Annotated in this window: 27 protein-coding genes and 1 pseudogene; 18 read left to right on the top strand and 10 right to left on the bottom strand. The window is 54.3% G+C overall.

Features of this window, described 5'->3' with window-relative positions; translation table 11 throughout:
• Positions 1-106: 106 nt before the first annotated feature.
• Together AC1RKG_RS23045 and AC1RKG_RS23040 are read left to right on the top strand one after the other, a co-directional pair.
• Complete coding sequence (locus tag AC1RKG_RS23045; RefSeq protein ID WP_020828273.1) at positions 107-541, top strand: type II toxin-antitoxin system RatA family toxin; 435 nt, start codon at positions 107-109, stop codon at positions 539-541.
• A complete protein-coding gene (locus AC1RKG_RS23040) occupies positions 534-818 on the top strand; it encodes an RnfH family protein (RefSeq protein WP_020828272.1) in 285 nt (94 codons plus the stop codon). Before AC1RKG_RS23045 ends, AC1RKG_RS23040 begins: the two co-directional genes overlap by 8 nt.
• A gap of 114 nt (positions 819-932) precedes the next feature.
• Here AC1RKG_RS23040 and bamE read toward each other — a convergent pair whose 3' ends face one another.
• The 3 genes from bamE to nadK all read right to left on the bottom strand — a co-directional run bounded on the left by bamE (position 933) and on the right by nadK (position 4,011).
• Positions 933-1,271: an outer membrane protein assembly factor BamE gene (gene bamE, locus AC1RKG_RS23035; RefSeq protein ID WP_012146393.1), complete on the bottom strand. Its 339-nt coding sequence runs from the start codon at positions 1,269-1,271 to the stop codon at positions 933-935.
• Positions 1,272-1,384: 113 nt separating this feature from the next.
• Complete coding sequence (gene recN, locus AC1RKG_RS23030) at positions 1,385-3,046, bottom strand: DNA repair protein RecN (RefSeq protein WP_493183756.1); 1,662 nt, start codon at positions 3,044-3,046, stop codon at positions 1,385-1,387.
• An 86-nt stretch (positions 3,047-3,132) separates the two neighbouring features.
• Positions 3,133-4,011, bottom strand: coding sequence for an NAD(+) kinase (gene nadK, locus AC1RKG_RS23025; protein WP_308530089.1), 879 nt, complete (start codon positions 4,009-4,011; stop codon positions 3,133-3,135).
• 124 nt (positions 4,012-4,135) lie between these two features.
• On the opposite strand from nadK, the gene grpE reads away from it, so the two are divergent.
• Positions 4,136-4,708 carry a nucleotide exchange factor GrpE gene (gene grpE, locus AC1RKG_RS23020; protein ID WP_020828269.1) on the top strand — a complete coding sequence of 191 codons (573 nt, stop codon included), beginning with the start codon at positions 4,136-4,138 and terminating at the stop codon, positions 4,706-4,708.
• 51 nt (positions 4,709-4,759) lie between these two features.
• Here grpE and ung read toward each other — a convergent pair whose 3' ends face one another.
• Positions 4,760-5,443, bottom strand: a complete 684-nt coding sequence (gene ung, locus AC1RKG_RS23015; RefSeq protein ID WP_020828268.1) for a uracil-DNA glycosylase — start codon at positions 5,441-5,443, stop codon at positions 4,760-4,762.
• 346 nt (positions 5,444-5,789) lie between these two features.
• Here ung and grcA point away from each other — a divergent pair, with 346 nt between their 5' ends.
• The 3 genes from grcA (at position 5,790) to AC1RKG_RS23000 (ending at position 8,070) form a co-directional block, all read left to right on the top strand.
• A complete protein-coding gene (grcA, locus tag AC1RKG_RS23010; protein ID WP_020828267.1) occupies positions 5,790-6,173 on the top strand; it encodes an autonomous glycyl radical cofactor GrcA in 384 nt (127 codons plus the stop codon).
• Positions 6,174-6,359: 186 nt separating this feature from the next.
• A complete protein-coding gene (locus AC1RKG_RS23005) occupies positions 6,360-7,322 on the top strand; it encodes a Tle-like phospholipase domain-containing protein (protein WP_128865108.1) in 963 nt (320 codons plus the stop codon).
• A complete protein-coding gene (locus AC1RKG_RS23000; protein WP_493183755.1) occupies positions 7,315-8,070 on the top strand; it encodes an ankyrin repeat domain-containing protein in 756 nt (251 codons plus the stop codon). Before AC1RKG_RS23005 ends, AC1RKG_RS23000 begins: the two co-directional genes overlap by 8 nt.
• Positions 8,071-8,128: 58 nt before the next feature.
• Here the strand turns inward: AC1RKG_RS23000 and srmB are convergent, their stop codons facing one another.
• A complete protein-coding gene (gene srmB, locus AC1RKG_RS22995) occupies positions 8,129-9,454 on the bottom strand; it encodes an ATP-dependent RNA helicase SrmB (RefSeq protein WP_020828264.1) in 1,326 nt (441 codons plus the stop codon).
• Positions 9,455-9,553: 99 nt separating this feature from the next.
• Between srmB and trmN the strand changes: the two genes are divergently transcribed.
• Positions 9,554-10,336 carry a tRNA(1)(Val) (adenine(37)-N(6))-methyltransferase TrmN gene (gene trmN, locus AC1RKG_RS22990; RefSeq protein ID WP_493183754.1) on the top strand — a complete coding sequence of 261 codons (783 nt, stop codon included), beginning with the start codon at positions 9,554-9,556 and terminating at the stop codon, positions 10,334-10,336.
• A 42-nt stretch (positions 10,337-10,378) separates the two neighbouring features.
• On the opposite strand, the gene nadB is transcribed toward trmN, so the two are convergent.
• Entirely contained in the window at positions 10,379-11,980 is a 1,602-nt protein-coding gene (nadB, locus tag AC1RKG_RS22985; protein ID WP_020828262.1) for an L-aspartate oxidase, read from the bottom strand.
• Between the two features lie 213 nt (positions 11,981-12,193).
• On the opposite strand from nadB, the gene rpoE reads away from it, so the two are divergent.
• From rpoE to rseC, 4 genes are read left to right on the top strand one after another with little or no spacing between them, the layout of a single operon-like run.
• The gene (gene rpoE / locus AC1RKG_RS22980) at positions 12,194-12,769 is read left to right on the top strand and encodes an RNA polymerase sigma factor RpoE (RefSeq protein WP_012146382.1); all 576 of its coding nucleotides are present in this window, start codon (positions 12,194-12,196) and stop codon (positions 12,767-12,769) included.
• 30 nt (positions 12,770-12,799) lie between these two features.
• Entirely contained in the window at positions 12,800-13,453 is a 654-nt protein-coding gene (rseA, locus tag AC1RKG_RS22975; RefSeq protein ID WP_128865105.1) for an anti-sigma-E factor RseA, read from the top strand.
• Positions 13,453-14,412 carry a sigma-E factor regulatory protein RseB gene (gene rseB / locus AC1RKG_RS22970; RefSeq protein WP_020828260.1) on the top strand — a complete coding sequence of 320 codons (960 nt, stop codon included), beginning with the start codon at positions 13,453-13,455 and terminating at the stop codon, positions 14,410-14,412. Before rseA ends, rseB begins: the two co-directional genes overlap by 1 nt.
• Positions 14,409-14,885, top strand: coding sequence for a SoxR-reducing system protein RseC (gene rseC, locus AC1RKG_RS22965; protein WP_046372820.1), 477 nt, complete (start codon positions 14,409-14,411; stop codon positions 14,883-14,885). The genes rseB and rseC overlap by 4 nt, the downstream gene beginning before the upstream one ends.
• Here the strand turns inward: rseC and AC1RKG_RS22960 are convergent.
• Positions 14,882-15,720: pseudogene (locus AC1RKG_RS22960) on the bottom strand (hypothetical protein). The gene rseC and the pseudogene AC1RKG_RS22960 sit on opposite strands and share 4 nt — an antisense overlap.
• Positions 15,721-16,261: 541 nt before the next feature.
• Here AC1RKG_RS22960 and lepA point away from each other — a divergent pair.
• The 7 genes from lepA (at position 16,262) to acpS (ending at position 22,762) form a co-directional block, all read left to right on the top strand.
• Entirely contained in the window at positions 16,262-18,061 is a 1,800-nt protein-coding gene (gene lepA, locus AC1RKG_RS22955) for a translation elongation factor 4 (protein ID WP_020828257.1), read from the top strand.
• 30 nt (positions 18,062-18,091) lie between these two features.
• Entirely contained in the window at positions 18,092-19,069 is a 978-nt protein-coding gene (gene lepB / locus AC1RKG_RS22950; protein ID WP_020828256.1) for a signal peptidase I, read from the top strand.
• A gap of 182 nt (positions 19,070-19,251) precedes the next feature.
• Positions 19,252-19,932, top strand: a complete 681-nt coding sequence (gene rnc / locus AC1RKG_RS22945) for a ribonuclease III (protein WP_493183753.1) — start codon at positions 19,252-19,254, stop codon at positions 19,930-19,932.
• Positions 19,929-20,837 (top strand): GTPase Era, encoded by a 909-nt coding sequence (era, locus tag AC1RKG_RS22940; protein ID WP_020828254.1) that lies wholly within the window; start codon positions 19,929-19,931, stop codon positions 20,835-20,837. The genes rnc and era overlap by 4 nt, the downstream gene beginning before the upstream one ends.
• An 8-nt stretch (positions 20,838-20,845) precedes the next feature.
• Positions 20,846-21,577 carry a DNA repair protein RecO gene (gene recO / locus AC1RKG_RS22935; RefSeq protein ID WP_198640001.1) on the top strand — a complete coding sequence of 244 codons (732 nt, stop codon included), beginning with the start codon at positions 20,846-20,848 and terminating at the stop codon, positions 21,575-21,577.
• A gap of 73 nt (positions 21,578-21,650) precedes the next feature.
• Positions 21,651-22,382, top strand: a complete 732-nt coding sequence (pdxJ, locus tag AC1RKG_RS22930; RefSeq protein ID WP_046372886.1) for a pyridoxine 5'-phosphate synthase — start codon at positions 21,651-21,653, stop codon at positions 22,380-22,382.
• Positions 22,382-22,762 carry a holo-ACP synthase gene (acpS, locus tag AC1RKG_RS22925; protein ID WP_020828251.1) on the top strand — a complete coding sequence of 127 codons (381 nt, stop codon included), beginning with the start codon at positions 22,382-22,384 and terminating at the stop codon, positions 22,760-22,762. Before pdxJ ends, acpS begins: the two co-directional genes overlap by 1 nt.
• 63 nt (positions 22,763-22,825) lie before the next feature.
• Here the strand turns inward: acpS and AC1RKG_RS22920 are convergent, their stop codons facing one another.
• The 3 genes from AC1RKG_RS22920 to AC1RKG_RS22910 all read right to left on the bottom strand — a co-directional run bounded on the left by AC1RKG_RS22920 (position 22,826) and on the right by AC1RKG_RS22910 (position 25,736).
• A complete protein-coding gene (locus AC1RKG_RS22920; RefSeq protein WP_187961801.1) occupies positions 22,826-23,086 on the bottom strand; it encodes a YfhL family 4Fe-4S dicluster ferredoxin in 261 nt (86 codons plus the stop codon).
• A 128-nt stretch (positions 23,087-23,214) separates the two neighbouring features.
• Complete coding sequence (locus AC1RKG_RS22915; protein ID WP_122080035.1) at positions 23,215-24,753, bottom strand: phosphoethanolamine transferase; 1,539 nt, start codon at positions 24,751-24,753, stop codon at positions 23,215-23,217.
• A 134-nt stretch (positions 24,754-24,887) separates the two neighbouring features.
• On the bottom strand, positions 24,888-25,736 hold the full coding sequence (locus tag AC1RKG_RS22910) for a MurR/RpiR family transcriptional regulator (protein ID WP_041414843.1): 849 nt from the start codon (positions 25,734-25,736) through the stop codon (positions 24,888-24,890).
• Between the last annotated feature and the right edge of the window lie 95 nt (positions 25,737-25,831).

The raw sequence follows: 25,831 nt of genomic DNA, 5'->3' as shown, positions 1-25,831 counted from the left end.
CTGCGCAATTTTTCGCATTTTTGGCTCCTGTCTTGCATAGCAGATTTTTTGTTTGCCGATAGATAAATGGTATGATTTGTATGTTTTGTGTCTCACAGGAAATGATATGCCCCAGATCAGTCGGTCTGCGTTAGTGCCGTTCAGCGCCGAGCAGATGTATCAGTTGGTTAACGATGTTCATTCTTATCCCGATTTTCTGCCAGGTTGTACCGGTAGCCGGGTGATTAACGCGTCCAACAATGAAATGACCGCCGCGGTGGACGTTGCCAAAGCCGGTATCAGCAAAACTTTTACCACGCGCAATACGCTGCTGGATAACCAGAGCATCAATATGCAACTGGTTGATGGCCCGTTCCGCAAGTTGATGGGGGGCTGGCACTTTACGCCGCTCAGTCCGGAAGCCTGTAAGGTTGAGCTGCACCTGGACTTCGAATTTACCAACAAACTGATCGAGTTGGCGTTCGGCAAGGTATTTAAAGAGTTGGCTGGCAATATGGTGCAGGCATTCACCCAGCGGGCGAAAGAGGTTTACAGTGTCTGAGATACGGGTTGAGGTGGTTTATGCCTTGCCGGAGCGTCAGTATCTGCGCAACGTGAAACTGGCAGAGGGCAGCAATGTTGAGCAGGCGATTGTGGCCTCCGGATTGCTGGAACTGCGCAGTGACATTGATTTGCAAAGTAACAAGGTGGGCATTTATAGCCGACCGGCCAAGTTGGGCGATGTGCTCAATGATGGCGACCGGGTGGAAATCTATCGCCCATTGATTGCCGATCCCAAAGAGCTGCGCCGTCAACGGGCAGAGAAGGCAAAAAAATAAGACGCTGAGTGCGCCTTATTTTTAATCAGAATTTTATCTTCCGAGTTGCAGCCTGTGACTGTCATGAAGAACTTGATTCGTCCCTCACGGGCCGGACGACAGTTCCTGTACTGATTATTTGGTCAGCGCAGGCTTGTTCTGAATATCCGTCAATACGCCCGCGCTGTTAAAGGTCAGCGTCAGAGTTTGCTGGGTGATATTTTCATGACCCGGCTGCTGGCGGAACACATAGAACCACGTCTGAGTACCGAACGGATCCTGCAGCATTGGGGTTCCCAATGTATAAGCGACCTGTTGCTGGGTCATACCTTTTTGGATTTTAGCTACGTCGGTTGACGTCAGGTAGTTCCCTTGGTTGATGTCAGGCCGGTAAACCACCTTCTCAAAAGTAGAACAGCCTGCAGTCAGCATCACAAGAACCACAGCGGCGGCAGTCAGCGTTTTACAGCGCATAGTAATCACATTCCTTTAGGGCATAGGATGCCGATGATAATAGACCTTGCAGCAGTTGGAAACCTTTACAGGGCCCCAATATGACCTCAGGAAAGTAAAAAAGTTGAGCTTTTCTATGCAGCAAGCAGTTCTTTTGCGTTCGCCAGGGTGTTTCGGGTGACTTCGCTGCCGCCAAGAAGGCGCGCCAATTCTTGCAAACGAGCACGTTTATCCAACGGTGACATCTGCGTTTCGGTTTCCGTGCCGTCAGTCTGCTTGCTGACAAACAGGTGCTGATGCCCACAACCGGCCACCTGTGGAAGGTGGGTGACGCACATGACTTGGGTAGATTCTCCAAGTTGACGCAACAGGCGCCCAACAATGGCGGCCGTCGGGCCGCTGATGCCGACGTCCACTTCGTCGAAAATCAGCGCCGGGGTTTCCATCTTGCGAGCGGTAATCACCTGGATAGCCAGCGCAATGCGGGACAGTTCGCCACCGGATGCCACTTTCGCCAGCGCTTGCAGCGGTTGACCTGGGTTGGTGGACACACAGAATTCGGTGCGGCTGGCCCCTTCAGCACTCAAATGCTGCGGCTCGAAGCGGACGTCGATATTGAATTTGCCGTGCGGCATGGAGAGGGCCTGCATGCTGTCGGTAATCAACGTGGTCAGCTCTGCAGCATAGTGCTGGCGCTTCTGGTGCAATTGCTCCGCTAACAGCAGCGCTTGCTGATGATGCAGAGTGACAGCCTCGTTAAGGTGTTCATGGTCGTTCTCTTGCTGCGACAGCAACTGCTGCTCATCCAGCATCTGTTGGTGCAGCTGTGGCAGTTCCTCTGGCGCAACGTGATGTTTCCGCGCCAGGTTAATTTGGCGCGACAGACGCTGTTCAAGTTCTTGCAGGCGGTTGGGGTCCAGATCCATGCGATCGGCATAGTGACGCAGTTCGTCGCTGGCCTCACTGATTTGGATCGACGCCTCTTCCAGCATGTCCAGCAGCCCGCTGAGTTTGTCATCCATGCCGGCCAGCTCAACCAGCAGATGTTTGGCGGTGTAAAGCTGGCTCAGCATGTTGTTTTCTTCATCGTCAGCCAGCAATTGCAGGGTCTGCTGGCTGATGGTCAGCAATTGGCCGCTGTTGGCCAGGCGTTTGAACTCCGAATCTATCTGTTCGAACTCACCGGCCACGGGCGCAAACTCGTTCAGCTCTTTCAATTGGTATTGCAGCAACTGTTGGCGTGCGTCGCGTTCGATGGACTGTTGCTGATGATGGGCCAGTTCGCGACAGCTTTGGTGCCAACGCTGATAAGCCTGTTGCATCTGCGCCAACAGGGCAGGTTCGTCGGCATAGGCGTCGAGCAGTTGCTTCTGGTGATCGGGCTTGAGCAGCAACTGGTGGGCATGCTGACCGTGGATTTGAATCAGCAACTGACCGAGTTCGCGCAGTTGCGAAAGCGGTACGGAAGTGCCGTTGATAAAGCCGCGTGAGCGGCCGTCTGCATTGATGACCCGGCGCAGCAGGCACTCATTGCTGTCGTCCAGGTGGTTCTGTTCGAGCCATTGGCGTGCAGAAGGGGTATCTGCCAGTGAAAAACGGGCGCAGATATCGGCACGGGCGGCTCCCAGCCGGACGACGTTACCGTCGGCGCGGTTGCCGAGGCACAGCCCCAGCGCGTCGATGGCGATAGATTTACCGGCGCCGGTTTCACCGGTAATCGCCGTCATACCCGGTTGAAAATCAATTTCCAACTCACGAACGATAGCAAAATTGCTGATGGTCAATTGCGCCAGCATGGGAACCTTCCTGTGTATAAACACATAACTGTAGTTTCATACAGTATAAACTGGTTTTATATACAGTAAAGGGGCTGGCGAAATTTTTAGAACAATTTTTTAGACCAGCCCAGCTTGGTGCTTAACGTGTTGAAATAGCTGTAGTCCTTTGGATGAATAAGATTCAAATGGAAATCACTGCGGCGTATCAATACTTCCTCGCCTTCCTGGATAGGCAGTGCGATCTGGCTGTCGCAGCTGATTTCCAGATCGCTGCCGATCTGCGAAAACTTCAGGCGAATGGTGCTGTTGCCGTTGATCACCAACGGGCGGGCCGAGAGGGTATGCGGGAACATCGGCACCAGCGCGATGGCTTCCAGCGATGGCGTCAGGATCGGGCCGCCGGCAGAAAGCGAATAGGCAGTCGAACCGGTCGGGGTAGCGATAATCAGGCCGTCAGAGCGTTGCGAGAAGGCGAAGCGATCGTCGATATACACTTCGAACTCGATCATGTGCGCCACTTTACCGGGGTGCAGTACCACTTCGTTGATAGCAGTACTGATGCGGCACTGTTGGTTCTCTTTGTGCACGATGGTTTCCAGCAGGAAGCGCTGTTCATCGATGTATTCGCCCTCCAGCACGTCGGCCAGTTGCTGCAGTGCGTTGTCGGGGTCAAGATCGGTCAGAAAACCGAGATTGCCGCGGTTAACGCCGATCACCTTGATGTCGTAGCGGGCCAGAACGCGGGCTGCGCCGAGCATATTGCCGTCGCCGCCGACCACTACCGCCAGGTCGGCCCTTTGGCCAATATCCGCCAGGCTGCCGGTAACCGCATCTTTTAACCCCAAATCCTGAGCGATTTGGCGTTCAATCATCACTGAATAGCCTCGGGCGACTAACCAGTGAAACAACATCTCATGCGTTGCCAGCGCCGAAGGGTGACGCGGGTGGCCAACAATGCCAATACAGGCGAATTTTTTATTCATTGTTGTGATTTTCCTCACCGGGACCAGTTTATGCCCCACATTGTGACCGGTTGACTTGAAACCCCGGTTTTGATCCCCATAATAAGCCAAGTTGCGAGATTAATGCTAAAACGCGGAGATATTCATGAGTAGTAAAGAACAGAAGACGCCAAACGAGCAAGTCTCGGAAGAAATGGAACAGCAGGAAGTCTTGCCGGAAGCGGCTGAGGGCGTCGATCTGCGGGATGAGCGCATTGCTGAGCTGGAAGCTCAACTGGCCGAAGCCCAGCAGCATGAACGCGACAGCCTGCTGCGTGCCAAAGCGGAAATGGAAAACGTCCGCCGCCGCACCGAGCTGGATATCGAAAAAGCACACAAATTTGCGCTGGAGAAGTTCTCCGGTGATCTGCTGCCGGTGCTGGATAACCTGGAGCGTGCGCTGGAACTGGCGGATAAAAACAATCCGGAACTGACGGCGATGATTGAAGGCATCGAGCTGACGCTGAAGTCCCTGCAGGACGTTGTGCGTAAGTACGGGATTGAAATCGTTGGTGATATTAACGTGCCGTTCAACCCGGATGTGCACCAGGCAATGAGCCTGATGGAATCTGCCGATCACCAGCCGAACCACGTCATGATGGTGATGCAGAAAGGCTATACGCTGAATGGTCGCCTGCTGCGCCCGGCGATGGTGGCGGTTTCCAAAGCCAAGGCTTAAGCCGAATTCAATAAGGAAAAGGCACCTGCGGGTGCCTTTTTTGCGTCAGGGTTATGCCTGCGGCAGTCGCGGTAGCCAGTCGATAGGCGCCAGCCCCTGCTGTTCCAACAGTTGGTTGGTTTGCGAGAAGTGGCGACAGCCCAAGAACCCACGGTGGGCGGAAAGCGGCGATGGATGTGGCGCTTTCAACACGTGGTGGCGGTTGCGATCGATAAAGTTGCCTTTTTTCTGCGCATGCGATCCCCAGAGCAGGAACACGATGCCTTCGCGGTTTTCATTCAGCGCGGCGATCACTCTGTCGGTAAAGGTTTCCCAGCCCAGTTTGGCGTGGGAGTGCGCCTGGCCGCCTTCAACGGTCAATACCGTGTTTAACAACAGCACACCCTGTTCCGCCCAGCTTTGCAGGTAGCCATGGCTGGGGCGCTCAAAGCCCGGGATATCCGTCGCCAGCTCTTTGTACATGTTTACCAGCGAAGGGGGCGCGGGTACGCCAGGGAGCACTGAAAAGGACAGCCCGTGGGCCTGATTCGGGCCGTGATAGGGATCCTGACCGAGGATTACCACCTTCACGTCCGCCAGCTCGGTATAACGAAAGGCGTTGAACACGTCTTTTTGCGGTGGGTAAATGGTCTTACCGGCCTGGCGTTCAGCGGCAACAAAGGCAAGCGTTTCATGAAAATAGGGCTGCTCTTTCTCCTTGCCGATAACATCATGCCAGGTGAGGGAGGTGGACATAAACGCTCTCCTTTGTTTTCGTTAACAATTCACTGGGCATAGCTTACCGTTTAGTGCCACGCAGCGAAACCTGCTTTTCTTTTTCCGCCGCGCTCCTGCATATAAATATTTTTTAAAATTTACAAAAATAATTGCGATGTGCTCTACAGGGAAAATTGACATAAAACATAAACTTGCCCATTCTCGCTCTGTGGGTACCCCGTGAAAATTGACTTTAATCAAAGAATTGCCCCGGCCAGACTGGTATACAGAACAACAAGACAACAATGGTTTTACCAAATGGCCGAAACCAACATTGGGTTTTCTTTCGAAGTAGAATTTTTCGCCCTTGTACGGAGGCAACAAAATGATTACTGGTATTCAAATCACTAAAGCGAACGACCAGGCGCTGGTGAACTCTTTCTGGCTGCTGGACGACGAAACATCAGAAGCCCGCTGCGTTTGCGCTAAAGCCAACTATGCGGAAGATCAGGTGGTACCGGTCAGCGAACTGGGCCAGATCGAGTACCGTGAAGTGCCATTGGAAATGCAATCGACCGTTCGCGTAGAAGGTGGTCAGCACCTGAATGTGAACGTGTTGCGTCGCGAAACTCTGGAAGACGCGGTTAAGCATCCGGAAAAATACCCGCAGCTGACCATCCGCGTGTCCGGCTATGCAGTGCGTTTCAACTCGCTGACGCCAGAACAGCAGCGTGACGTGATTACACGTACTTTTACAGAAAGTCTGTAATTTTACACACGCTTAATAAGGGAGCTTCGGCTCCCTTTTTTCTTGCTGCAACGGCCAGAAAGTGAATCCGGATCACATTCCTCGCAAAGATAATTCTTCTCATTACAGAACTGCTCCGACCTGCCGATAGCTACATCAGCACCCAATGAGGTGCGGCATTGATAAGTCTATCGACAAGGAGTCGGCATGAGTATGTCTTTGAGTTTTACCTCTGCGGTCAGCCCTGCGGCGATTCAGCCCCCGGCAACGCGTACGCTGCCAGAGCGTTTGGATCCTTCCCAGCCTACTGAACCCTCGGCATCAAAGGCGCCCGCGGCCACGCTTTCCCAGAATAGCCTGAATGCCCAGAACCTGCTGAACACGCTGGTTAGCGATTTGTCGGCAGCAGCGCCGGCGGCGGCGAATCAGGGCGTGACACGCGGTCAGCAGCCACAGAAGGGGGACTATACGCTGGCGTTACTGGCTAAAGACGTTTACAGCACCGGCAGTCAGGGCATCGAGGGATTCAATCGGTTGAGTGCCGATGCTTTGCTGGGGGTCGGCATTGATCCTGCCAGTCTGCAGGATGCGGCATCGGGTTTTCAGGCCGGGATTTACAGTGATAATCAGCAGTATGTGTTGGCCTTCGCCGGCACCAATGATATGCGCGACTGGTTGAGCAACGTGCGCCAGGCGACCGGCTATGACGATGTGCAGTACAATCAGGCGGTATCCCTTGCGAAAAGCGCCAAGGCAGCCTTTGGTGATGCGCTGGTGATCGCCGGTCATTCGCTTGGCGGCGGTCTGGCGGCTACGGCTGCGCTGGCAACGGGCACGGTGGCGGTGACTTTTAACGCTGCCGGGGTTTCCGACTATACGCTGAATCGTATGGGAATCGATCCGGCAGCGGCGAAGCAGGATGCACAAGCCGGTGGTATCCGCCGTTACAGCGAGCAATACGATATGCTGACCGGCACGCAGGAATCCACTTCGCTGATCCCGGATGCCATCGGGCATAAAATCACGCTGGCCAATAACGACACCCTGAGCGGTATTGACGACTGGCGCCCGAGCAAACACCTGGATCGCAGCCTGACTGCTCATGGGATTGATAAGGTGATCGGCTCGATGGCGGAGCAAAAGCCATGGGAGACGAAGGCCAATGCCTGAACGGCAGCGCCTATGGCAGACGTTAATGGTCGCCACGTTGGCGGTAATCGCGATCGCCGGTTTGCTGATGATGGCTAAGGAACAACAGATGAATCAGGAAATGTCTCCGTTTAACGGGCGCAGCAATCTGGCACTGGCTCAGGCAGTGGCGCGTGGTGACACCAACGGGATTGCCGAACAGGCAACTGAGGCGCGCCTGCATGAACAGGGGGACCGTCAGGTCACTTTGCTGCAATGGGCCATACTGTCGCAGCAAACGCAAAGCCTAAGCTCGCTGCTGGCGTTGGGGGCCGATGCGATCACTCCGGGCCTGGATGGCAATAGCGCGTTGCATACCGCCGCTGCGGTGCAGGACCCGCAGTATCTGCGATTGCTGTTGGCACATGGAGTGCCGCTGAACCCGCGCAATGCGGTGACCGGTGCTACGCCGCTGGCAGCGGCAGTATTGGCGGGGCGGGAGGAGCAAGTACGGCTGCTGTTGGTGTCCGGTGCCGATGTCACCCTTAGCGATCGGCTGGGGGATACGCCTTTGCACCTGGCGGCGAAAATCAATGCGCCGCAGTTGGCGCTGATGCTGCTGCAGGCGGGGGCGGACGCCAAAGCGCGCAATCAGCAAGGCGTGGCCTTCCAGTTCTATTTATCGCAGACGCCGACGGCATTGCAGAATGAAGAAATGCGCGATCGCTATCGTCAACTGAACGCCTGGCTGAAGGCCCATCAACAGGCGGCGCAATACGGACAGCAGTAACGGAGCATAAAAAAACCGCCTGCGGAAAAGGAGGCGGTTTTTATTCACTGCGGCGGTATTACTTCGCGCCGCTGCCCTCAGGCTTGGCCTTTGGCTGGCGGCGTTTGCCTACGTTTTTCGCATCGCGATGACGTACTTTTACCTTGGCTTTTTCTTTGTTCTTTTCTTTGTCTGACGCGCGTTTGGCCAGAACCTTCTTCGAAGGCTTGCCGTTGCTCTTTTCGCTTGGCACTTTGGTTGATGGACGCAGCTCATCGATCACGCGTGCTTTCAGCGGCTCGTTCAGATAACGGCCCACTTTGCCCAGCAGCAGGTGGTCGTGTGCTTCAACCAACGAAATTGCGGTGCCCTTACGCCCGGCACGACCGGTACGGCCGATACGGTGCAGATAGGTATCTGCGGTGCGCGGCATGTCGAAGTTGAACACGTGGGTGATATCCAGGATATCCAGACCTCGCGCAGCAACGTCGGTTGCGACCAGCACGTTCACACGGCCGTCCATCATACGTTTTACCGCTTCGTTGCGCTTGGCCTGCACCATTTCGCCTTCGAGGTAACAGGTGTTGATGCCTGCCTCGCGCAGCCAGCCGGCCAGCTCATGCACACGCTCACGTTTGCGCACGAAGATAACGGATTTCTGCACGTCCGGTTGCTGCAGCAAGTGCACCAACAGGGCGGTTTTATGCTGTACGTCGTCGGCGCGGTAGTACCATTGCAGGATCTTTTTACGTTCGCGGCGTGACGGATCGGCTTCGACCTCTACCGGTTCTTTCAGAATGCGTTCGGCGAATTCGCGGATGGCATCGCCTTCCAGCGTCGCGGAGAACAGCAGGGTCTGGTTACGCCAGCGGGTCTCGGCGGAAATGGTTTCGATGTCCTGCGCGAAGCCCATGTCGAGCATGCGGTCGGCTTCATCGAGGATCAGCGTCTCTACTGCGCGGCAGTCGAAGTTTTCTTCTTTAATATACTGCAGCAGGCGGCCGGTGGTCGCGACCACCACGTCCTGGTTTTCACTGAAGACTTCCGCGTGGTTCATATAGGCGACGCCGCCGGTAATGGTGGCGATATCCAGCGAAGTATGAGCAGCCAGTTCACGAGCCTGATCGGCTACCTGCATCGCCAGCTCGCGCGTCGGAGTCAGGATCAGTACGCGCGGTGGGCCGGACTTCTTACGTGGGAAGTCGAGCAGATGTTGCAATACCGGCAGCAAAAATGCCGCGGTCTTGCCGGTGCCGGTTGGCGCCGAACCCAATACGTCGCGCCCATCCATCGCAGGCGGGATCGCCTCGGCTTGAATGGCGGTTGGGCGTTCGTAGCCTTTATCGCGCAGGGCGTTTATCAGGCGTTCATCGAGTTCGAGTTCGGAAAAATTGGTTACTGTCATGGTCTACCTCTACTTGGGGCGCCGATTATAGACGGGTTGGCCGCGTTCTTCACCTATTTAAGCGGAAAGCATCTCTTTTCCCAAAAATCAGATTGCCTTATGCTACGCCAGTTTTGTCTTCAGGTGGTTATTGTGAGTACTCAATCGAAAGCAAATTTCACCCCGCGTCGCGGTGGTTTTACCTTTAAGCAGTTTTTTGTTGCTCACGATCGCTGTGCAATGAAGGTGGGCACCGATGGCGTGCTGCTCGGCGCATGGGCGCCCTTGGCACAGGCGCAACGCGTGCTGGATATCGGTAGCGGTAGCGGACTGATCGCGCTGATGTTGGCACAGCGTTCAGCCGAGTCCGTGCTGATTGACGCCGTGGAGCTGGACGAGGCTGCCGCCGCGCAGGCGCGTGACAACGCTCAGGAATCGCCTTGGCCTGAGCGTATCCAGGTGCATGCGCAGGACATTCATCATTATGCCCAGCACCATGCCGGCCAATACGACCTGATCGTCAGCAACCCGCCATATTTTGAGCCGGCTGTCGCCTGCCGGGACCAGGCTCGTCACAACGCGCGTTATACTGAAACGCTTACCCACGATGCTTTGCTGGAAAGCGCGGAACGGTTGATTGCCCCACAGGGGACTTTTTGCGTAGTGCTGCCGCATGATATTGGTGAGGCCTTTGAAAGTAATGCACAACGCCGTGGATGGCATACTGCGCAACGGCTGAACGTCAGCGATCGCGCCGATACGCCGTTACATCGCGTGCTGCTGGCCCTGACCCGTCAACCGACGGAAGAAAAAGCGGCGCAAAGCCTGGCGATCAAGCTGGCTGATGGCAGTTACACCGAGGCGTTCCGCCGTTTGATTACCGATTTCTACTTGTTCTATTGAAATGAAAAGGGCGCCACAGTGGGCGCCCTTGCGGTGTCGCTGCTAGGGTTGCAGTATGGTCGGCAGCGCTTCCGGCAGCATATCGGGGTAGTCCAGCGTAAAGTGCAACCCACGACTTTCCTTACGCGCCATGGCGCTGCGTACGATCAATTCCGCCACCTGCACCAGATTTCGCAGCTCCAGCAAATTGTTGGAGATACGGAAGTTGGCGTAGTACTCATCAATTTCCGCCTGCAGCGTATTGATGCGGCGCAGTGCACGCTCCAACCGTTTAGTGGTGCGCACAATACCCACGTAGTCCCACATAAATAGCCGCAACTCATGCCAGTTGTGCTGAATGACCACTCGTTCATCCGCGTCATCCACCCGGCTCTCATCCCACTGCGGCAGCTGTTTCGCCAACTTGATAAACGGCAGACGCATCTTGATGTCTTCTGCTGCTGACCAGCCGTAAACCAAGCACTCCAACAGCGAGTTGGACGCCATGCGGTTGGCGCCATGCAGGCCGGTATAGCTGACTTCGCCAATGGCATACAGCCCATCCAGATCGGTACGGCCATGCTGATCGACCATTACGCCGCCGCAGGTGTAGTGCGCGGCGGGTACGATAGGGATAGGTTGCGTAGTCAGATCGAAACCCAGCGTCAGCAGTTTTTCATGGATCATTGGGAAATGCTGAGTAATGAATTCAGCCGGTTTATGGCTGATATCCAGATACATGCAGTCCGCACCCAGGCGCTTCATTTCGTGGTCGATGGCGCGGGCAACGACATCGCGTGGTGCCAGTTCGCCTCGTGGGTCAAAATCGGGCATAAAGCGGCTGCCGTCCGGGCGCTTCAGATAAGCCCCTTCACCGCGTAAGGCTTCGGTCAGCAGGAAGTTACGTGCCTGCGGGTGGAACAGGCAGGTCGGGTGAAACTGGTTAAATTCGAGGTTGGCGACCCGGCAGCCTGCGCGCCAGGCCATGGCGATGCCGTCTCCGGAAGAGATATCCGGGTTGGTGGTGTATTGATACACCTTGGCTGCACCACCGGTTGCCAGCACCACCGTTTTGGCACGATAGGTTTCTACCTGCTCCAGCTCGCGGTTCCAGACGTAGGCGCCGACGACTCTGCGGGTGCCCGGCAGGCCGATTTTGTTGGAGGTGATCAGATCGACCGCATTGCGGCGTTCCATCACGCAAATATTGGGGTGGGCGCTTGCTTTCCCTACCAGTGTGGTCTCTACTTCTTTACCTGTAGCATCAGCGGCATGCAGGATACGGCGGTGGCTGTGCCCCCCCTCCCGCGTCAGGTGGTAATGCTCTTCGCCCTGAGCGTTGACTTCGGTGTCGAACAAGACCCCCTGGTCAATCAACCACTGCACGCAGTGGCGGGCATTGCCAGCGATAAACTCAACGGCGTCTCTGTCACACAGGCCGGCTCCGGCAATTAAAGTGTCATCAACGTGTGAGGCAATACTGTCCGTTTCATCGAAAACCGCGGCGATCCCGCCTTGGGCATAGAATGTGGCGCCTTCGTTGAGTGGCCCCTTGCTGAGTACGGTAACCTTGCAATGCTGCGCCAGGCGCAACGCCAGTGACAAGCCCGCAGCACCGCTGCCGACGATCAGTACATCGCTAACATGTTCAGATGATGGTTGCATAACGTATGATGTGTGCAGAAGAAGAGTGAAATTCATGTTAGCCTAATTGTCCGGGCAAAAGCCACGGATGGGTGACATCAACATAAAAAACAATGGCAATACGGAACTTCGCGTTCTGTATGAACTCCAAGCGAGTGCTTGCTCAGGAAAATAATGTATGGCTGGCAGTACAATTTTACGCGTGGAGACGGATTTGGGGAGAGTTTACCTCGGATGAGCGAGCAGTTAACGGATCAAGTTCTGGTTGAGCGGGTCCAAAAGGGCGATCAGAAATCGTTTAACTTACTGGTAATTCGTTACCAGCATAAAGTTGCGAGTCTGGTTTCCCGGTATGTACCGCAGGGCGATGTGCCGGATGTGGTGCAGGAGTCGTTTATTAAAGCCTATCGCGCACTGGAATCATTCCGTGGGGATAGCGCTTTCTATACCTGGTTGTATCGAATCGCCGTGAACACGGCAAAGAATTATTTGGTTGCTCAGGGCCGTCGTCCGCCATCCAGCGATGTGGATGCCAACGACGCAGAAAATTACGAAAGTGCGGGTGCACTGAAAGAAATTTCGAACCCTGAGAACTTAATGTTGTCAGAAGAGCTGAGACAGATAGTTTTCCGTACCATTGAGTCTCTCCCTGAGGATCTTCGCATGGCGATTACCCTGCGGGAGCTGGATGGTCTAAGCTACGAAGAGATAGCGGCCATCATGGATTGCCCGGTCGGAACCGTACGTTCGCGTATTTTCCGCGCCAGGGAGGCTATCGATAATAAAGTTCAACCGCTGATTCAACGTTAGCAATGGCGGACACAGGAAGGGTACTTAGGCATGCAGAAAGAAAAGCTTTCCGCTCTGATGGATGGAGAATCGCTCGACAGCGAGCTACTGAGTTCATTGTCTAAAGACAGGGCGCTTCAACAAAGCTGGCAGAGCTATCACCTGATACGTGACACACTACGGGGTGATATCGGGCAAGTCATGCATTTCGATATCGCAGATCGTGTTGCTGCTGCACTTGAGAAAGAACCCGCACGTCTGGTTCCTTCTGCCGTGCCGGAGTCTCAGCCGCAACCGCACACCTGGCAAAAAATGCCGTTCTGGGACAAAGTTCGTCCTTGGGCCAGCCAGATCACACAGATTGGCATGGCGGCCTGCGTGTCGCTCGCGGTGATTGTCGGCGTTCAGCAGTACAACCAGCCGGCTGAGCAATCGGCTGCCGCTGAATCACCAGCGTTCACTACCCTGCCAATCATGGGGCAGGCGTCACCGGTTAGCCTCGGCGTGCCGGCAGACAGTTTCTCTACCGGCAGCGGACAACAGCAGCAGGTGCAGGAACAGCGCAAACGCATTAACGCTATGCTGCAAGATTATGAGTTGCAACGTCGTTTGCATTCTGATCAGCTGCAGCTTGAGCAAAGCACACCACAACAGGCTGCCGTTCAGGTTCCCGGAACTCAGTCTTTAGGAATGCAACAGCAGTAATGAAGCAAATTTGGTTCTCCGTCTGTCTATTGACGGGCAGCCTGCTCTACTCAAGCATCGCCCCGGCGCAGCCCACTGCGTCCGGGGCGTTGTTGCAACAGATGAGCAGTGCCAGCCGTTCGCTCAATTATGAACTCGCCTATATCAGCATCAGCAAGCAGGGGATTGAATCGCTGCGTTATCGTCATGCGGTGATCGATCAATTGCCGCTCGGTCAATTGCTGCATATGGATGGTCCACGTCGTGAAGTGTTACAACGCGGCGGCGGGATCAGCTATTTCGAACCCGGTTTGGAACCCTTTACGCTGTCCGGCGATCATATCGTCGATGCGTTGCCGGCGATTGTTTATGCCGATTTCAGCCGCCTGGCGAAATATTACGATTTCATCTCCGTTGGCAGCACCCGTATTTCCGATCGTCCCTGCGAAGTGATCCGCGTGGTTGCGCGTGATGGCTCGCGTTATAGCTATATAGTCTGGATGGACGAAGATACCAAGCTGCCACTGCGGGTGGATCTGATCGATCGCGACGGCGAAACGCTGGAGCAATATCGGGTGATTTCGTTCGTGGTCGGGCCGCAAGTGCAGGGCGTGATGGAAGGGCTGATCAAAGCTAACCTGCCACCATTGCTGTCGCTGCCTGCGGTAGATAAAATCAAGCTGAGCTGGAGCACGGGCTGGTTACCGGCTGGGGTGGACGAGGTGGCGCGTAATCGCCGTAAACTGCCGAATGTGACAGAGCCGGTAGAGTCACGGCTTTACAGCGATGGTTTATTCAGCTTCTCGGTCAATATCAGCCCTGCGGGCAGCGGTGCGGGCCAGCAGTATTATCGTCAGGGTCGACGCACGATTCAAACCGAAGTGCGTAACGGCAATGAAATTACCATTGTTGGCGAATTACCGCCGGCAACGGCCAAACGCATTGCAGACAGTATTTCCTTCAAGGTATCACCACAATGATGAAAGAGTGGGCCACGGTCGTTTCGTGGCAACAGGGCGTGGCGCTGTTGCGTTGTGAGCCGAAAGCCGGATGCGGCAGCTGCACTGCTCGCTCTGGATGCGGTGCGCGCGCGTTAAACGAATTGGTGCCGGAAACCGAACACCAACTGCAGGTACGCATTGAGCAGCCGCTCGAGCCGGGTCAACGCGTCGAAGTAGGCATTGCAGAAGGCAGCTTGCTGCGTTCAGCGATGCTGGTTTATCTGACGCCGCTGGTGGGAATGATGCTGGGTGGCAGCCTGTTGCAATACTGGCTGGGTACTGACGCTTCTGCCGCGCTCGGTGCCTTGCTTGGCGGTGGCCTGGCTTTTATTCTGGCGCGTGGTCTGGCTCATCGTCTCGGCGAGCAAGCCAATTACCAACCTGTCGTTTTGCAAATTGGTTTACCGCCTGGGGCCATGCGCCTGCAGACGGAAAACGAACCTCTGCGTTAAAACTTCGGCCGCGTCACCGCCGGTTATGGTAGGCGGGGATGCGGCTGTAGATCATATGCTCTAACAGTGCGACAAACAGGTCTGCGCTGAGCAGCGAAAAATACCCTATCGTAAACAACGCATTCCCCTGGTTATCCAGCAGTCGAATGGTGCCACGTCGTGGATTATTCTCGAGTTCACGGATCTGTTCAATCGGGATTGATCCTTGTGCCATGATAACCGCCGTTGCGCTCAACTGTAGCGTTTGAACCTGTTTTCCTTGTCGGTTTCCGGGCAATAAATGATTCAGCCAGCGAGCTCCGCAGCTGAGATAGTGAAACGACAGCACTTCCCCCTGATACAACGCATTCAGCGCCAGCGGCCCACGTTGCTGGATCTGCTGATTAATAATGGTATCCGCCAGCCGCCAGGAGTGAGACAGGTTGCTGAACACCGGGTACCAGGGGTGTTCAGCCGAGGCACGAAATGCCATTACGTCGAATAGCCCGCCAAACAGGCGCCCGCCGCGAAAACGATAAATATCCCCAATTTTTTCAAAGGGGATAAAGCGTTCTTTGTGACTATGTTGGTTTATCACCCTAACGCCATGTTCGTACAGACGGTAAGTCACCGCTGGCCGCAGATAGTGGCGTAGCGCCAGAAGAATACAGCCGAGTACAATAGTGGCTGCGCCGGTTTGCAGTAGGGTCAGTATTGCATTTTCATCCATATTGCTCAGCAGCGGCAGCAACAGCAGCGCCGCACCAATGGTTAACAGCAGCGCCGCTGCCGTCAGAATGCCCCAATTGACCTTAGAAAAATCGTGCCGGCTCAGCATTTGCCCTTTATCGATCATTTTGCACCTTCCAATCAATACGTAGAGATATGCTGGTGAACCCCGGTGGGCATGCCGATGTAGTGCCCTGAATTATGTTTTGTCACGGTGTTCACCTTCATTTCTATAGAAGCTACCGGGAGGCGTATATGGGGTTTTTCCTAAAGCCGAAGGGGAGACTGCAATTCTAAGATATTGATCCAGATATTATTTAATCAATAACTCGGAGAGGGTTTATTGCGTTATTGGCGGTTATGTATTACTGCCGGATCCCGCCGATGGCGGAGAAAGAAATGCGGAGGGCAACGGCTGTTGCAACTCGGTGTTGTGAGCACGCTGAGTTTTGTTAACATCGGCTTTCATAACCCGGAGCGCTCTGTAACATTAAAGTGCACATAATAGAATGCCTTCACTGCACCGATCGCTAGGTTTTCAGTGTTGTGACATGTAGAATGCAGCGATTCAGGCGCAAGACGGCCGAACCCATTCACTGTCGCTTTAGGTCCATGCGGGTTTCTATAGGCGAGTAATTCAGAAATACCAAGGCAGAAAAACTTTTATAATGAAGCATATACGAAATTTCTCCATTATTGCCCACATTGACCACGGTAAGTCGACGCTGTCCGACCGCATCATTCAAATTTGCGGTGGCTTGACCGAACGTGAAATGGCCGCGCAGGTGCTCGATTCTATGGATCTGGAGCGCGAGCGCGGCATTACCATCAAAGCGCAGAGCGTTACGCTGGATTATAAGGCGCAGGACGGTCAAACCTATCAGCTCAACTTTATCGACACCCCGGGGCACGTTGACTTCTCTTACGAAGTTTCGCGCTCACTGGCCGCCTGTGAGGGCGCGCTGCTGGTGGTCGATGCCGGGCAGGGCGTAGAAGCTCAGACTCTGGCTAACTGTTACACCGCGCTGGATATGGATCTGGAAGTGGTGCCGGTACTGAACAAAATTGACTTGCCGGCTGCCGATCCTGACCGCGCCGCGCAGGAAATTGAAGATATCGTAGGCATCGACGCGACCGACGCGGTGCGTTGTTCCGCCAAAACCGGTGTTGGCGTGCCGGAAGTGCTCGAACGCCTGGTGCGCGATATCCCGGGGCCGCAAGGCGACCCGGATGCGCCACTGCAGGCCCTGATCATCGACTCCTGGTTCGATAACTACCTGGGCGTAGTTTCCCTGGTGCGCGTTAAAAACGGCACCATGCGCAAGGGCGACAAGATTAAAGTCATGAGCACCGGCCAAACCTACAACGCCGATCGTCTGGGTATCTTCACGCCGAAGCGTGTTGATCGCGACGTGTTGAACTGTGGCGAAGTAGGCTGGTTGGTCTGTGCAATCAAAGACATCCTCGGTGCGCCGGTGGGTGATACCCTGACGTTGGCGCGCCAGCCGGCGGACAAAGCCTTGCCGGGCTTCAAAAAAGTGAAGCCGCAGGTTTATGCAGGCCTGTTCCCGATCAGCTCCGACGACTATGAGTCCTTCCGCGATGCGTTGGGCAAGCTGAGCCTGAATGACGCCTCCCTGTTCTATGAGCCAGAGAGCTCCACCGCGCTGGGCTTCGGCTTCCGTTGTGGCTTCCTCGGCCTGCTGCACATGGAGATCATCCAGGAACGTCTGGAACGTGAATACGATCTGGAGCTGATCACCACCGCACCGACGGTAGTGTATGAAGTGGAAACTACCAGCAAAGAGACGATTTACGTTGATAGCCCGTCCAAGCTGCCGCCACTGAACAATATCGAAGAGTTGCGTGAGCCGATCGCCGAATGTCACATGCTGATGCCGCAGGAATTCCTGGGTAACGTCATCACGCTGTGTATCGAAAAACGCGGCGTGCAAACCAACATGGTTTATCACGGCAATCAGGTTGCGCTGACTTACGAAATCCCGATGGCCGAAGTGGTACTCGACTTCTTCGACCGTCTGAAGTCTACGTCACGCGGTTATGCGTCGCTGGATTACAACTTCAAGCGCTTCCAGACCTCTGACATGGTGCGTGTCGACGTGCTGATCAACAACGAGCGTGTCGATGCGCTGGCGCTGATTACCCACCGCGACAATGCGCAATACCGTGGCCGCGAGCTGGTGGAGAAGATGAAAGAGCTGATCCCTCGTCAGCAGTTCGACATCGCCATTCAGGCGGCGATCGGCACCCATATCATCGCGCGCTCCACGGTGAAGCAGCTGCGTAAAAACGTTCTGGCAAAATGCTACGGCGGCGACGTCAGCCGTAAGAAGAAGCTGCTGCAGAAACAGAAAGACGGTAAGAAACGTATGAAGCAGGTCGGTAACGTAGAGTTGCCGCAAGAAGCGTTCCTGGCCATTCTGCACGTTGGCAAAGACAGTAAGTAAGCGATAAGTTCGCGTAACTAGGGAGTTTGCATGGCGAATATGTTTGCCCTGATCCTGGCGCTGGCAACGTTGGCAACCGGGATCATTTGGGCCTTTGAGCGCTTTAGATGGGCGCCCGCCCGCCGCGCCAAGATTGCGGCGGTGAATGCGCAGACTGCGGGTGCCGTGGACGACAAAACGCTGGCCAAAGTGGCGAAACAACCGGGTTGGATTGAAACCGGCGCGTCGGTGTTCCCGGTGTTGCTGCTGGTCTTTGTGGTGCGTTCGTTTATTTACGAACCTTTCCAAATTCCGTCCGGTTCGATGATGCCGACGTTGTTGATTGGCGATTTTATTCTGGTGGAGAAATATGCCTACGGCATTAAAGATCCTATTACCCAGACCACGCTAATTGAAACCGGCCATCCGAAACGCGGTGATATTGCGGTATTTAAATATCCGTTGGATCCTAAATTGGATTATATCAAGCGCGTAGTCGGCCTGCCGGGCGACCGTGTAAGTTACGATCCGGTCAATAAGCGCGTAACCGTTCAGCCATCCTGTAATAGCGGTCAGTCATGCGATACCGCATTAGCGGTGACTTACAACGATGCGCAGCCAAGCGACTTTGTTCAATTGTTCAGCCGCAGCGGTATGGGCGAAGCCAGCAATGGCTTTTACCAGATCCCGCTGAGCGACAACGTGCCGCAGGGCGGTATCCGTCTGCGTGAACGCCAGGAGACGCTGGGCTCGGTTTCTCACCATATTCTGACCGTGCCGGGCACGCAGGATCAGGTGGGCGCTTACTACCAGCAGCCGGGTAAACAGTTGGCGGAATGGGTTGTGCCGGCGGGTCATTACTTCATGATGGGTGATAACCGCGACAACAGCGCCGACAGCCGTTACTGGGGCTTCGTACCGGAGAAAAATCTGGTGGGTAAAGCCACGGCTATCTGGATGAGTTTTGAAAAGCAGGAAGGCGAATGGCCTACCGGCGTAAGATTTAGCCGCATCGGTGGAATTCATTAATCAGGCGTCTATAAACGCAGCATTATATTTCCACTCGTTGTAGAATACCGGCTCGAGCGATAAAAAGTTGGCTCCCTGTTGGGAGCCACTGCAAACGAAACAGCTTTGGATTGGCTTTCGGCGAAGCAGGCCTGTTCCGTATGCTGCAAGTTTTTGACGCATTCTTGATCTATTGGTAACTCATGAACTCCATCGTAATAAATAGGCTACAGCGGAAGCTGGGCTACACTTTTCAACAGCAGGAGCTCTTACTGCAAGCGTTAACTCACCGTAGCGCCAGCAGTAAACACAATGAACGTCTTGAGTTTCTGGGTGACTCTATTCTTAGTTTTGTCATCGCCAATGCGCTCTATCATCGTTTTCCTCGCGTAGACGAGGGTGATATGAGCCGCATGCGTGCCACGCTGGTGCGCGGCAATACGCTGGCGGAGATGGGGCGCGAGTTCGATCTGGGCGAGTGTCTTCGCCTCGGGCCGGGTGAGTTGAAAAGTGGTGGATTCCGCCGCGAATCAATCCTGGCGGATACGGTGGAAGCTTTAATTGGCGGCGTGTTCCTGGATAGCGATATTCAAACTGTTGAACGACTGATTTTGGACTGGTATCGCAGCCGGTTGGACGAAATCAGCCCCGGTGATAAGCAGAAAGACCCCAAAACCCGTTTACAGGAGTTTTTGCAAGGTCGTCATCTGCCATTACCTTCTTATCTGGTGGTGCAGGTTCGCGGTGAGGCGCACGATCAGGAGTTTACTATCCACTGTCAGGTGAGTGGTTTGAGCGAACCCGTGATGGGTACCGGCTCAAGCCGTCGTAAAGCCGAGCAGGCGGCAGCGGAACAAGCGCTGAAAAATCTGGAGCTTGAATGAGCGAAGTAAAACAATACTGTGGTTTTATTGCGATAGTCGGTCGTCCCAACGTGGGCAAATCCACGTTGCTGAACCAACTGCTGGGGCAAAAAGTCTCCATCACCTCGCGTAAACCGCAGACGACCCGTCACCGCATTATGGGTATCGACACCGATGGCGCCTATCAGGCCATTTACGTCGACACCCCGGGTCTGCACATCGAAGAAAAGCGCGCCATCAACCGTTTGATGAACCGCGCCGCCAGCAGCTCAATCGGCGACGTCGAGCTGGTGATCTTCGTAGTTGAAGGCACTAACTGGACCGCCGACGATGAAATGGTGGTCAACAAACTGCGCAGCCTGAAATGCCCGGTTGTGCTGGCGATCAACAAAGTCGACAACGTCACCGACAAGTCCAAGCTGTTGCCGCACATTGCGTTCCTCAGTCAACAGATGAACTTCCTCGATGTGGTGCCAATCTCTGCGGAGAAAGGCATGAATGTCGATACCATCGCCGCTATCGCGCGCAAGGTATTGCCGGAAGCGGAACACCACTTCCCGGACGATTACATCACCGACCGTTCCCAGCGCTTTATGGCGTCGGAAATCATCCGTGAAAAGCTGATGCGTTTCCTGGGTGAAGAGTTGCCTTACTCGGTGACGGTTGAGATCGAACAGTTTGTGCCGAACGAGCGCGGTGGTTACAACGTGCACGGTCTGATCCTGGTTGAGCGCGAAGGCCAGAAGAAGATGGTCATCGGCAACAAAGGTGCGAAGATCAAAACCATCGGTATCGAAGCCCGTCAGGACATGGAACAGATGTTTGAAACCAAAGTGCATCTGGAACTGTGGGTGAAAGTGAAATCGGGCTGGGCGGACGACGAACGTGCGTTGCGTAGCCTGGGCTATACCGACGATCTGAAATAACCTCTCCAATGGACGGCTGGGAGCGCGCTTTCGTCCTGCATGGACGACCGTACAGTGAAACCAGCCTGATGCTGGATATGTTCACGGAAGGCCATGGACGGGTGCGCTTGCTGGCAAAAGGCGCGCGCAGCCGTCGTTCTAATCTGAAGGGTTGTCTGCAGCCCTTTACCCCTCTGTTAGTACGCTGGGGCGGTCGTGGCGAAGTCAAAACGCTGCGTAACGCCGAAGCGGTGTCCCTAGGTTTACCTCTCAGCGGCATGATGCTGTACAGCGGCCTCTACGTGAATGAGCTGCTGTCACGGGTGCTTGAGCAGGAAGCCAATTACTCGGTATTGTTCTTCGACTATCTGCAATGTTTGCAGGCGCTGGCGGCAGAAAACGTTTCGCCGGAGCAGGCACTGCGCCAGTTCGAATTGGCCTTGCTGAATCACCTGGGTTACGGTCTGGACTTCCTGCACTGCGCCGGCAGCGGTCTGCCGGTCGATGATGGTATGACCTACCGCTACCGTGAGGAAAAAGGCTTTATCGCCAGCCTGGTGGTGGATCACTACAGCTTTACCGGCCGCGAATTACGCGCGCTGGCGGAGCGTCAGTTCCCTGATGTGCAAACCTTGCGTGCCGCCAAGCGTTTTACCCGTATGGCGCTTAAACCCTACCTGGGCGGTAAGCCGCTCAAGAGCCGTGAGCTGTTCCGTCAGTTTGTCCGTAAACAGCCGGATACGCCGGTCGACGACGCCTGACCTTTTCTCCTTTTGCGCTACTGCACCCGCGTGTAAACTACCGCCACTGAAAATCGTTTTTTAGAGGGTTGTCATGGCTGATTTGCTGCTGGGCGTCAATATCGATCACATCGCCACGTTACGTAACGCGCGCGGAACCCAATATCCGGATCCGGTTCAGGCGGCATTTATTGCCGAGCAAGCAGGGGCTGACGGGATCACGGTGCACCTGCGCGAAGACCGTCGTCATATCACCGATCGCGACGTTCGCATTTTGCGCCAGACCATCCAGACGCGCATGAATCTGGAAATGGCCGTGACCGATGAAATGGTGGATATCGCCGTTGAGCTGAAACCGCACTTTTGCTGTCTGGTACCGGAAAAGCGCGAAGAGGTGACTACCGAAGGTGGGCTGGACGTTGCCGGGCAGCAGGAAAAAATGGCCATCGCCGTTGAACGCTTGGCGCAGGCCGGTATTCTGGTTTCGCTGTTTATCGATCCCGATCATCGCCAAATTGATGCAGCGGTCGCGGTGGGCGCCCCTTACATTGAAATTCATACCGGCGCCTATGCGGAAGCTGAAGGCGAACTGGCGGTCAAAGCCGAGCTGCATCGTATCGCCGTTGCCGCCACCTACGCCGCAGAGAAAGGCCTGAAGGTTAACGCTGGCCACGGCCTGACTTACCATAACGTTCAGCCGATCGCGGCCCTGCCGGAAATGCATGAGCTGAATATCGGTCATGCCATTATCGGCCAGGCGGTCATGTGCGGCCTGCCGGCGGCGGTGACGGATATGAAACTGCTGATGCGTGAAGCGCGCCGCTAATGGCCGTGCTGGGGCTGGGCACCGATATCGTTGAAATGGCGCGTATCGAAGCGGTCGTCGAGCGCAGCGGCGATCGCCTGGCGCGTCGCGTACTGAGCGATGCCGAATGGGAAGTGTATCAGCAGCATCAGCAGCCGGTGCGCTTTCTCGCCAAGCGTTTTGCAGTGAAAGAAGCTGCCGCCAAGGCCTTCGGCACCGGGATACGAAACGGATTGGCGTTTAATCAGTTTGAAGTGTTCAACGACGGTCTCGGCAAGCCGAATATCCGCTTGCATGCTCGCGCCGCCGAGCTGGCGCAGCAAATGGGGGTCACTTCCATTCACGTTTCGCTGGCAGATGAACGCCGTTATGCTTGCGCGACGGTGATTATCGAAGGGTAAGCCGGCGATCGGCCATGAAAAAAAGGGCGCCTGTTGGCGCCCTTGTCGATCTGAATTTCTGTGTCACAGCCGATCGGCATGATGCAGCAGCACAAATTTGTCCCACAGCTGTTCGTTGGTTTCGCGGTGCTCTGGATTGACGATAATGGTGTTGTCGATCGGGCACACCTGCTGACAGGTTGGGATATCGTAATGACCGACGCATTCGGTACAGCGATCGGTATCGATCTGGTAGATATCATCGCCCATCGAAATGGCCTGATTTGGGCATTCCGGTTCGCACATGTCGCAGTTGATGCATTTTTTGGTAATCAGCAGTGCCATTTCAGTTATCTTTTAATCGGTGCACACGAACAGGCGCGCAATCTATCATAAAACCCATTTTATTGGGCGTTTTTCCACCGGCGCCCGCCAATGCGTTGCTGCAGAGCGCTCACCCCTTGAGATGGCCGTCATAATAACTCTGGCGGGTCATTGGCCAACTGATCGAAATCAACCATTTCCTGACCATTGAAAGTCGGCCGCTTACCAGGCCCTGCTACTCGCGTATTCAGTTCTGGATGAGTCACGACTATGCCTGCCTGCCGGGCAAAAAGACGGATAAACTCAAAGGCACTGTGTGGCTCGTCAACAAAGATACGTTGGCGATCGGTATCAGAAAGCACCAAGAGCGGGACTTCGTAATTCTGTCGTGTATCGCCGCTATGTCGCAGATACACTTTGCCATCAATAGTTCGCTGAGAGAGACCGTGATCAGAGAAATAGATTAATTTAAACGGTGAATGGGTATCTTGCAGCATTTGGTAAGTATGTTCGATGAACCTATCCGTCTTGCGGTAGGTGGAAAGGTAGCAGGCGAGCTCAGTATTGCTGCTGGTGAAAACCGGCGGCTCACCACCGAGTCGTTCGCAAAAGTCAGAATGCGAACCCATAATATGCAGAACATATAGGTTCCCCGGTGAGTTGTTAGCCAACGCGGTTTGTAACAATGGCAGCAGTTCATCATCATCGGTGTTACGCGATTGATAATCTCCTTTTTTCAGGAACTGATATTCATCACTGAACATGGCTATTTTGGATACCGGTGCATCAAATTGACCAAGCAGTCCCTGATTGGAAAACCAATAAGTATGTAATCCTGCTGCTTTTGCCAACGTGACAATATTATCTGAGATATAGCTGATTTTTCCGTCGCTCAGTGCCAGAGTTCTCGGCAGGGATTCGAAGGTGTTCGGCGCGGTAGAAATATAATTACTGTAAAAGGTGCCGTTTACGCGATCCAAAAATGGGGTCGTTGACGTCGGGTACCCAAATAAGGACATATAATCCCTGCGCATGCTCTCACCCACTATAATGACATAGTTAGTCTGATTACTATTTACGCTATCAATAGTCCAGCGGGGCTCGGCCAGCATGCCGGCATTGATTTCTATCATTTGCCGATTATAACTTTGGTATGAGGACATCAATGAGGAAAAGAAATCTATCAACTTAATATTTCCGGCGTTTCCACTGAGTATTCTGGCAAACAGTACCACAATTAAAATCAGAAAAAACGGCATAGCCTTACGCGCCGAGAGCGGTTGACGCCAGCAATAGCGGGCGAGAAGAAACAGCATCATCAGTGTAGCGAAGGGTAACAGATAACAGCCTGTCGGTATGGCATGCAGGAATTCAACGGCCTCGACCCTGTTGGTTTGAAACAGCGCCGAGACCACTGCAACGGAAGGTGGGCCATATATCATGCCGACAGGGGCATAGATAGCACAAAGTATAATGTAGGGAATGACCAGGAAATACCGAGTGAGAGGAGAAATAGACAATAATAATAGCGTAAGGGAAATAAAAATAATATCAACCCCTTTACCGCCGCCGTAGCCCATCGATTTTATTAATATCAACGAAGTGACAACGAAAAGTAATAAATCTCGGAGTGCGTAAAGTGTTACGGAAGTGTGGAGTTTATTTAGAATGGCTGTGTGTGTTTTCATTAAGCTCAGTTGTCAATATATTGCTGTCCATGCCAGTTCAAACCCTGCTCGGAATTTGAACAATAAGAGCCACGTACTCTATTATTAGATAGGTTTTTTATACCTGGATATTTGTGGCCCGGACATTATACGACTCAGACGAGTTTTTTCATTAATTGTTCGCTGTGTTTGATGCGTTCGGGGGCGCGATCGAGATCGTGCTGAATTAAGGCCATAAACAGCAGGTCGGTGAGGGCATATTGAGCGGTACTGGAAGAAATGGCAGCGCTGCGGGTATTGGGCTCTTCGGCAATGGTATACAAACAGTGATCGGCACGTTGCTGCAGGCCGTTGGGTGAAAAACTGGTGAGCGCCAGCACTTTTGCGCCGGCAATGCGGGCTTCTTCCGCCGCCAGATTGATTTCCCGCCGTTCACCGCTGAACGAAATTGCCAGCAATAAATCCCGCTTATCCAGCGCCTGAACCGCCGCCAGCTGAACGTGCATATCCTGCTCGGCTACGGCAATAACGCCGATTTTCAACAGCTTGTATGAGAAGTCCTTGGCGACCAATCCGGAAGCGCCGATCCCCAATAAAATGACCCTCCGCGCCTGACGCAGCATTTCCAACGCTTGATGCAGGCGCTCTTCACTGTTGATATCTAGCGTGGCGCGCAGTGCAGCCTGCTTTTCCACCAACAGTTTTTCGCCGACGGCTTTCAACGAGTCGCTGCTGAGGATCTGGTTATGCACCGTGACCACAGGTTCTTTCTGCGGCTGGGCTAGCGTTTCACTCAGCGCCAACTTTAGCGCCGGGAAGCCTTTGTAGCCCATCTTCTGAGCAAACTTCACCACGCTCGACTGGCTGATGCCGGCCAGTTGAGCCAGCTTCTGCGAACTGAGATGGCGTGCCTGCTCCGCGTTATGCAGCAGAAAGTCCGCCAGCTTGCGGTCATTTTGAGCCAGGGTTGGATACATCTGGCGAATACGAAGAAGGGTACTCATTCATTTTTCCCTTGAGGCCAGCGGCCATTCTGCCACGTGGGAGGCGAAAACGCGCGGTGAAAATTTTTTGTGAGCGAGACTTTAAAATAGCAAAA

The organism is Serratia sp. GW822-FHT06D09, from assembly GCF_058799515.1.
The sequence above is the reverse complement of the archived record's forward strand: the minus strand, read 5'-3'. Positions and strand labels throughout refer to the sequence as shown.

Bases quoted from the DNA above. Each gene is read 5' to 3' on its own strand.
- AC1RKG_RS23000 (WP_493183755.1), top strand. From the start codon at position 7,315: ATGCCTGAACGGCAGCGCCTATGGCAGACGTTAATGGTCGCCACGTTG.
- lepA (WP_020828257.1), top strand. From the start codon at position 16,262: ATGAAGCATATACGAAATTTCTCCATTATTGCCCACATTGACCACGGT.
- rseB (WP_020828260.1), top strand. From the start codon at position 13,453: ATGAAGCAAATTTGGTTCTCCGTCTGTCTATTGACGGGCAGCCTGCTC.
- nadK (WP_308530089.1), bottom strand. From the start codon at position 4,011: ATGAATAAAAAATTCGCCTGTATTGGCATTGTTGGCCACCCGCGTCAC.
- recN (WP_493183756.1), bottom strand. From the start codon at position 3,046: ATGCTGGCGCAATTGACCATCAGCAATTTTGCTATCGTTCGTGAGTTG.
- AC1RKG_RS23005 (WP_128865108.1), top strand. From the start codon at position 6,360: ATGAGTATGTCTTTGAGTTTTACCTCTGCGGTCAGCCCTGCGGCGATT.
- recO (WP_198640001.1), top strand. From the start codon at position 20,846: ATGGACGGCTGGGAGCGCGCTTTCGTCCTGCATGGACGACCGTACAGT.
- AC1RKG_RS22910 (WP_041414843.1), bottom strand. From the start codon at position 25,736: ATGAGTACCCTTCTTCGTATTCGCCAGATGTATCCAACCCTGGCTCAA.
- acpS (WP_020828251.1), top strand. From the start codon at position 22,382: ATGGCCGTGCTGGGGCTGGGCACCGATATCGTTGAAATGGCGCGTATC.
- srmB (WP_020828264.1), bottom strand. From the start codon at position 9,454: ATGACAGTAACCAATTTTTCCGAACTCGAACTCGATGAACGCCTGATA.
- grcA (WP_020828267.1), top strand. From the start codon at position 5,790: ATGATTACTGGTATTCAAATCACTAAAGCGAACGACCAGGCGCTGGTG.
- trmN (WP_493183754.1), top strand. From the start codon at position 9,554: ATGCTACGCCAGTTTTGTCTTCAGGTGGTTATTGTGAGTACTCAATCG.
- ung (WP_020828268.1), bottom strand. From the start codon at position 5,443: ATGTCCACCTCCCTCACCTGGCATGATGTTATCGGCAAGGAGAAAGAG.
- rseC (WP_046372820.1), top strand. From the start codon at position 14,409: ATGATGAAAGAGTGGGCCACGGTCGTTTCGTGGCAACAGGGCGTGGCG.
- lepB (WP_020828256.1), top strand. From the start codon at position 18,092: ATGGCGAATATGTTTGCCCTGATCCTGGCGCTGGCAACGTTGGCAACC.
- pdxJ (WP_046372886.1), top strand. From the start codon at position 21,651: ATGGCTGATTTGCTGCTGGGCGTCAATATCGATCACATCGCCACGTTA.
- grpE (WP_020828269.1), top strand. From the start codon at position 4,136: ATGAGTAGTAAAGAACAGAAGACGCCAAACGAGCAAGTCTCGGAAGAA.
- AC1RKG_RS22920 (WP_187961801.1), bottom strand. From the start codon at position 23,086: ATGGCACTGCTGATTACCAAAAAATGCATCAACTGCGACATGTGCGAA.
- rseA (WP_128865105.1), top strand. From the start codon at position 12,800: ATGCAGAAAGAAAAGCTTTCCGCTCTGATGGATGGAGAATCGCTCGAC.
- AC1RKG_RS23045 (WP_020828273.1), top strand. From the start codon at position 107: ATGCCCCAGATCAGTCGGTCTGCGTTAGTGCCGTTCAGCGCCGAGCAG.
- rnc (WP_493183753.1), top strand. From the start codon at position 19,252: ATGAACTCCATCGTAATAAATAGGCTACAGCGGAAGCTGGGCTACACT.
- rpoE (WP_012146382.1), top strand. From the start codon at position 12,194: ATGAGCGAGCAGTTAACGGATCAAGTTCTGGTTGAGCGGGTCCAAAAG.
- AC1RKG_RS22915 (WP_122080035.1), bottom strand. From the start codon at position 24,753: ATGAAAACACACACAGCCATTCTAAATAAACTCCACACTTCCGTAACA.
- nadB (WP_020828262.1), bottom strand. From the start codon at position 11,980: ATGCAACCATCATCTGAACATGTTAGCGATGTACTGATCGTCGGCAGC.
- bamE (WP_012146393.1), bottom strand. From the start codon at position 1,271: ATGCGCTGTAAAACGCTGACTGCCGCCGCTGTGGTTCTTGTGATGCTG.
- era (WP_020828254.1), top strand. From the start codon at position 19,929: ATGAGCGAAGTAAAACAATACTGTGGTTTTATTGCGATAGTCGGTCGT.